2 protein-coding genes are annotated in these 5276 nt (G+C 75.9%); both read right to left on the reverse strand.

Features of this window, described 5'->3' with window-relative positions:
* Nucleotides 1-896: beta-ketoacyl synthase N-terminal-like domain-containing protein (locus ABT053_RS43145; protein ID WP_350977971.1), on the reverse strand; the 896-nt coding region annotated here is incomplete at its 3' end.
* 31 nt (nucleotides 897-927) lie between these two features.
* Nucleotides 928-5256 carry an SDR family NAD(P)-dependent oxidoreductase gene (locus ABT053_RS43150; protein ID WP_350977973.1) on the reverse strand — a complete coding sequence of 1443 codons (4329 nt, stop codon included), beginning with the start codon at nucleotides 5254-5256 and terminating at the stop codon, nucleotides 928-930.
* Between the last annotated feature and the right edge of the window lie 20 nt (nucleotides 5257-5276).

Genomic DNA, 5276 nt, shown 5'->3' on the forward strand with positions numbered 1-5276 from the left:
GAACCCCGGATCACCGCCAGCACCCGCCGCCCATGACGAACCGCCTGCGACAACCGCTCCAGCACCAGCACCCCCCCCCCCTCCGCCCACGCCGCCCCATCCGCCGACGCCGAGAACGACTTGCACCGCCCGTCCGCCGACAACGCCCGCTGCCGCGAGAACTCCACGAACGGCACCGGCGAGGCCATCACGGTCACGCCTCCGGCCAGCGCGAGCGAGCACTCGCCGCGCCGGAGCGCCTGCACGGCCAGGTGCATGGCGACCAGGGAGGAGGAGCAGGCGGTGTCGACCGTGATGGACGGCCCCTCCAGCCCGAGCGTGTAGGAGACGCGCCCCGACAGCACGCTGGAGGCGCTGGAGGTGAAGAGGGTGCCCTCGACGGAGCCGGGGGCGAGTTCCAGGAAGCGGGTGGAGTAGTGCTCGTACATGCATCCGGCGTAGACGCCGGTGCGGCTGCCGCGCAGCGTGCCCGGGTCGACGCCGGCCCGCTCCAGCGCCTCCCAGCACGACTCCAGGAACAACCGGTGCTGCGGGTCGGTGGCGAGCGCGCTCCGCGGGCTCATCCCGAAGAAGCCCGCGTCGAACTCCCCGGCGTCGTGCACGAATCCGCCCTGGCGCACGTACGACTTGCCCGACGCCTCGGGGTCGGGGTCATACAGTCCTTCCAGGTCCCACCCGCGGTCATCCGGGAACCCGCTGATCGCGTCTCCGCCGGAGGCCACCAGGTCCCACAGTTCCTCCGGACCCGTCACCCCGCCCGGGAAACGGCAGGCCATCCCGACGATCGCCACCGGCTCGTGCCGGCGGCCCTCCTCGTCGGCGAGCTGCCTGCGGGTCTCCGCCAGTTCGACGGTCGCACGCTTGAGGTAGGCGCGGAGCTTGTCCTCGGTTCCCATCGGTCGGGCCTTTCCGGTCGCGATCATTGCGTCACAGTTCGTTGTCGATGAGGGCGAAGATCTCCTCGTCAGAGGCTGAGTCGATCTTGTCCACCACCGTGTCGGGACGGTCTGCGCCGTCCGGTGCCGCGCCGAACCTGGCCAGGCCGCTCTGCAGCACGGCGACGAGCTTGCTGCGGATGGCCTCTCCGTCCCCGTTGGCGCTGGTGAGCATGGATCCCACGCGTTCGAGCGCGCCGCGCAGCGTCTCCTCGGGAGACGGCGGCGCCGGTGCGAGCGTGCCGAACAGGAACTCGGCGAGCGCGTTGACGGTGGGGTGGTCGAAGACGATCGTGGGCGGCAGGCGCAGGCCGGTGTCGGCGTTGAGCCGGTTGCGCAGCTCGACGGCGGTGAGGGAGTCGAAGCCGAGCTGGTTGAAGGCCCGGTCCACGTTGACCTTCTCCGGGTTTCCGTGCGCGAGGACGGCGGCGACGTGGCCGCGGACCCTCTCGGTGAGCATCCGCAGTGCCTCGTCCCTGGTGAGGGTGGCGAGACGGGTCATCAGCTCGGCCACGCCTCCGGCGACCGTCGTGCGGCGGGAGGCGCGGACGAGCCCGCGCAGCATCGGCGGCAGATCCCCCGCCTCGGCCCGGGACCGCAACCCCGCCCCGTCCCAGCGAGCCGCGACCACCAACGGATCGGGACTCGACAGCGCCGCGTCGAACAGCTCCAAACCCTGGTCCACGCTCAGCGGCGCGACCCCGGCCCGCGCCAACCGAGCCACATCCGCCTGCGACAAACTCCCCGACATCCCCGAGTCGGTGTCCCACAGACCCCACGCGATCGACACCCCCGCCAGCCCCAGCTCTCGCCGGTGCGCGGCCAGCGCGTCCAGGAACGCGTTCGCCGCCGCGTAGTTGCCCTGACCCGGATTACCCACCACCCCGGCCAGCGAGGAGAACAACACGAACATCGACACCGGATGCCCGGCCGTCAGCTCGTGCAGGAACCACGCGGCGTCCGCCTTCGGCGCCAAAACCGCGTCCAGCCGAGCGGCCGACAGCCCCTCCACCGTCGCGTCGTCCAGCACTCCGGCGGTGTGCACCACCCCGCCCAGCTCCACCCCCGCCACCACGGCCGCCAGGGCGTCGCGGTCGGACACATCACACGCCACCACCCGCACCCGCGCCCCCGACGCCTCCAACTCCGCCACCAGCCCACCGGCCCCCGGCGCCGCCGGACCGCGCCGCGAGAGCAGCAGCAGATCCCGCACCCCGTGACCGGCCACCAACCTCCGCGCCACCAGCGCCCCGAGCCCGCCGGTACCACCGGTCACCAGCACCGTCCCCGACACCGGCGAGGGCCGCGTCTCGAGCGTGCGGCGGGAGAGCCTGGGGGTCAGCATCCCGCCGTCGCGGACGCGCACCTGGGGTTCGGCGACGGCCGCCAGGCATCCCCAGTCGGTGTGGTCGTCCTCGACCTCGGCCAGGACGAACCGTCCCGGCTGCTCCGACTGCGCCGACCGCACCAGCCCCCACACCGCGGCGCCCGCCGGGTCGCCCGCCCGGGTGACGAACGCCAGCCGGGACCCGGCCAGCCGCTCGTCCCGGACGGCCTCGAGCACCTGGGCGGTCAGCTCGCGTACGCGGGCCGGCATGTCGGGCAGGTCGCTCACGCACGGGATCACCACGGCCTCCGCGACGCCGTCCCCGGCCGCCGCCTCGACCCAGTCCACCCCGTACACGGCCTGGGCGGAGCCGGTGAGCACCCCGGACGGGAGCGCCCGTACCCGGATCGAGGCGAGGGAGAGCACGGGCCGCCCGGCCGCGTCGGCGGCCTCGACGGCGCACTCGTCCGTCTCCGCGCCGGTCAGCCGGACCCTCAGCGTGCCCGCGCCGGGCCGGAGGAGCCGCAGGCCGCGCAGCTCGAACGGCAGCCGCACCGTCGCGGTCTCCCCGGCGACGAGCAGCGGGTGGAAGGCGGCGTCGAGGAGGGCGGGGTGGATGCCGTACCCGGCCGGGTCCACCTCACCGGGCAACGCCACCTCGGCGAACAACTCCTCCCCCCGCCGCCACACCGCACGCAACCCCTGGAAAGCCGGACCGTACTCATAACCACGCTCGGCCAGCCGCTCGTAACCACCCTCCACCTCCACCGCCTCCGCACCCGGCGGCGGCCACACCGACGCCCACCCGTACGGCGCCACAGCCGGGGCGTCGTCCGGCGCGGGGCGTCCCTCGCCGGGGGTGACCGTGGCCGACACGTGGCGGGTCCAGATGGCGTCCGGGTCGTCGGCGGGGTGCGAGTACACGCGCACCGGCCGGGCTCCGGAGGCCTCGGCGCGTTCCACGACCACCTGGACCGCCACGCCGCCGCTCGCCGGAAGCGTCAGCGGGGCCTCGAACACCAGCTCGTCGACCAGGTCGCAGCCCGCCCGGCCACCGGCCTCCAGGACCAGCTCGGCGAGCGCGGCCCCGGGCAGGACGACCGTGCCGGACACCGCGTGGCCGGCCAGCCACGCCGTGGTGGCGACCGACAGGCGGCCGGTCAGCACGGCCGGGCCGTCCTCGGCCAGGTCGACGGCCGCGCTGAGCAGCGGGTGACCGGCCTCGCGCAGGCCCGCGGAGGCGAGGTCGGCGGCGGGCGCGGGCGGGTCGAGCCAGAAACGCTCGCGCTCGAAGGCGTACGTGGGCAGGTCCACCCGGCCGTCCGTGCCCGCAGGCACGGGCCAGTCCACCCCCACCCCCGCCGTCCAGGCGCGGGCGAGGCAGCCGGCGAGCGCCTCGGGTTCGCTGTGGTCGCGCCGGTGCAGGGAGAGGATCGCGACGCCCTCGCGGGTGACGCAGTCGTGCGCCATGCCGGACAGCACCGCCCTCGGCCCCACCTCCAGGAGGACCCCGGCGCCCTCGCCCTCCAGCCGGGAGACCGCCGTACGGAACAGGACGGGCCGGGTGATCTGGTCGAGCCAGTAGCGGGTGTCGGTCCACGTCCCCTCGATGCCGGTGACGGCGGCCGTGCGGGGGTGGCCGAACGTCACGCCCGCCAGCTCGGCGGCGAACGCGGGCAGCATCGGCTCCATGAGCGGGGAGTGGAAGGCGTGGCTGACGGCCAGCCGCCGGGTGCGCCGGCCGCGCGCCCGCCACCGCTCGGCGAGCGCGAGGCACTCCCGCTCGGCGCCGGACACGACCACGGCGGCGGGGCCGTTGACGGCGGCGACGCCGACGCGCGACTCCAGCCCGGCCAGCGTCGCGGTGACCTCCTCCGCCGTCGCCTCGATCGCGACCATGGCGCCGGGTTCGCGCAGTTCCTCCATGAGCCGGCCGCGGGCGGCGATGAGGCGGGCCGCGTCCGCCAGGGACCAGACGCCGGCGGCGTGCGCGGCCGCGTACTCGCCCACCGAGTGCCCGGCGACGATGTCGGGCCGCACCCCGTACGACTCCAGCAGCCGGAAGGCGGCCACCTCGAAGGCGAACAGCGCCGGTTGCGTGTAGGCGGTCCGGTCCAGCGAGCCCGCGCCGGGGGTGCCGGGCTCGGCCCACATCACGTCGCGCAGCGGCCTGCCGAGGTGGGGGTCGAGGGCGGCGCACACCTCGTCGAGGGCGGCGGCGAACACCGGCGCGGCGGCGGCGAGCTCCCGGCCCATCCCGGCGCGCTGCCCGCCCTGCCCGGTGAACAGGAACGCGGTCCGCGGCCGCTCCGCTGCCACCCCCTCGACCAGCGTCGCGAGAGCCGACGCACCGGCGGTCCCGGCCTCGCCGTCCCGGCGCGAGCCCGCGGACGGGTTCGCGGAGAGGTTCGCGGAGGGGCCCGTGGAGGGGGGCGTCCCGCCGGGCCGGCCGTCGCCGGCCGGGGGCTCCGTCTCGGGCCGGTCCGCGTACGCCGAGAGGGTGGCGGTGAGGGTGGCGTGGTCGTGGGCGATCACGACGGCGCGGTGGGGGAAGGCGGCCCGGCGGGCGAGCGCTCGCGCCACGTCGGCGGGGTCCGGCCGCTCGCCGGAGGTGACGGCCGCGTGCAGCCGGGCGGCCTGGGCCCGCAGGGAGCGGGCGCTGCGGGCGCTGATCGGCCAGGCGATCGGCTCCGCGAGAGGGGACCGCGGCTCCCGGCCGGGGCCGGTCTCCGGGCGCGCGGCCCGCGATCCGCCCTCCGGGGCGCGGTCGCCCTCCGGGGTCGCGGACCCGGGGGCCTCCTCGACGATGAGGTGGGCGTTGGTGCCGCTGATGCCGAACGAGGAGACGCCCGCGCGGCGGGGCCGGGCGCCGGCCGGCCAGTCGCGGGCCCCGGTCAGCAGCTCGACCCGCCCGGCCGACCAGTCGACGTGCGGGGTGGGTTCGGTGACGTGCAACGTCGGCGGCAACACCCCGTGACGCATCGCCTGCACCATCTTGATCACCCCGGCCACCC

It is taken from the genome of Streptosporangium sp. NPDC002524 (genome assembly GCF_040295985.1).
Taxonomy (GTDB): domain Bacteria; phylum Actinomycetota; class Actinomycetes; order Streptosporangiales; family Streptosporangiaceae; genus Streptosporangium.